Source organism: Rubrivivax benzoatilyticus JA2 = ATCC BAA-35 (assembly GCF_000190375.1).
GTDB lineage: Bacteria > Pseudomonadota > Gammaproteobacteria > Burkholderiales > Burkholderiaceae_C > Rubrivivax > Rubrivivax benzoatilyticus.
In genome coordinates this window covers 1-1381 of sequence record NZ_AEWG01000104.1, presented here as the reverse complement: position 1 = coordinate 1381, position 1381 = coordinate 1, and the positions used below count along the sequence as shown (strand labels likewise).

The 1381-nt window shown below is 76.9% G+C and carries 2 protein-coding genes; both read right to left on the bottom strand.

Features of this window, described 5'->3' with window-relative positions:
- Nucleotides 1–1055 (bottom strand): TgpA N-terminal domain-containing protein (locus RBXJA2T_RS12085; protein WP_009857664.1); only part of this gene is annotated, 1055 nt, incomplete at its 3' end.
- Nucleotides 1052–1381 (bottom strand): DUF58 domain-containing protein (locus RBXJA2T_RS12080; protein WP_009857663.1); only part of this gene is annotated, 330 nt, incomplete at its 5' end. The genes RBXJA2T_RS12085 and RBXJA2T_RS12080, both read right to left, overlap by 4 nt.

Genomic DNA, 1381 nt, shown 5'->3' with positions numbered 1-1381 from the left:
GGCAGGCCCAGCCAGTCGGCCAGCTGCGGCACCGCGCTGCGCGGGCCGTGGCGGTGGGCCGGCCAGGCCGCGGCGCTGAAACGCACGCGGTCGGTCAGCGGGCGGTCGAGCTGCCACTGCAGGTCGGCGCGCAGCCGCGGGCTCCAGCCTTCCAGCCGCGGCGCGGCCCCGTCGCGCGCCGGCGTGATCTCCAGCAGCGGCAGCATCGCCAGCCGGCTGGGCTCGAGCGTCATCTCGTAGCGCAGCGGGGCGCCGAGCAGCTGCGGCTCGCCGGCGGCGCCGAAGCGCTCGGGCACGCGGTTCCAGTCCAGGCCGTCGAAGCGGCCGAGCACCGGGCCGCGGAAGTACATCGCGTCCGGCGGCGGCACCGCGCCGTCGAAGCGCACGCGCAGCGCGATCGAGTCGTCGTTGGCCACCTCGGCGACGCCGCCCAGGCGCATCGTGCCCGACAGCCCGGTGCGCCCGGCGGCGTCGTTGGGCACGCCCCACAGCGGGCCGATGCGCGGGAACAGCAGGAACAGCGCCACCATCACCGGCGCGCCGAGCAGCGCCGCGCGCGCCGCCAGCGCCCCGGCGCGCGCCAGCGGCGGCCGGCCCACCGGCATGTGCGCCAGCACCAGCGCCGCCAGCAGCCCCCACACCGACAGCAGCATCGACGCCGCCACCAGCAGGCTCTGCGAGTACAGGAAGTTCGTCAGCACGACGAAGAAGCCGAGGAAGAAGACGACCAGCGCGTCGCGCCGCGCACGCAGCTCCAGCGTCTTCAGCGTCATCAGCACGACGAGCAGCGTGACGCCGGCCTCCTTGCCCAGCAGCGTGCGCTCGCTCCAGAAGGTCAGCGCGCCGGCCAGCAGCAGCAGGCCGACCCGCACCCAGTGCCCCGGCAGCGGCCGGTTGCCCACCGCCAGCCAGGCCCGCCAGACGAGGATCACGCCGGCCAGCACGCTGCACCACACGGCCACGTGGGCGGCGTGCGGCAGCAGCGTCCAGCCGATGACGGCCAGCAGGAACAGCGTGTCGCGCGCTTCGCGCGTCGTGCGCGGCGGCGGGCTCATCCGGGCCAGCCCGCCAGCAGGTCGAGCGCGGCGCGGCGCTGCGTGTCGCCGCCGCCGGGCGCGAGTTCGCGGCCGGGCAGGCGCAGCCCCCAGGGCCGGCCGGCCTGTTCGCAGGCCTGCACCCAGGCCGCCAGCCGCGACAGCCGGCGTTCGGTGTCGCCGCCCGTGTCGGCCCAGTCCAGCCAGACCTCGCGCCGGCCTTCGCCGCGGCCGTCGCGGCTGACCAGCTCGCCGGTCTGCGCGACCTTCTTCCAGACGATCTGGCGCAGGCCGTCGCCGCGGCGGTAGTGGCGCACGCCGTCGAACTCCTGCCCGGCGGGCTGGGC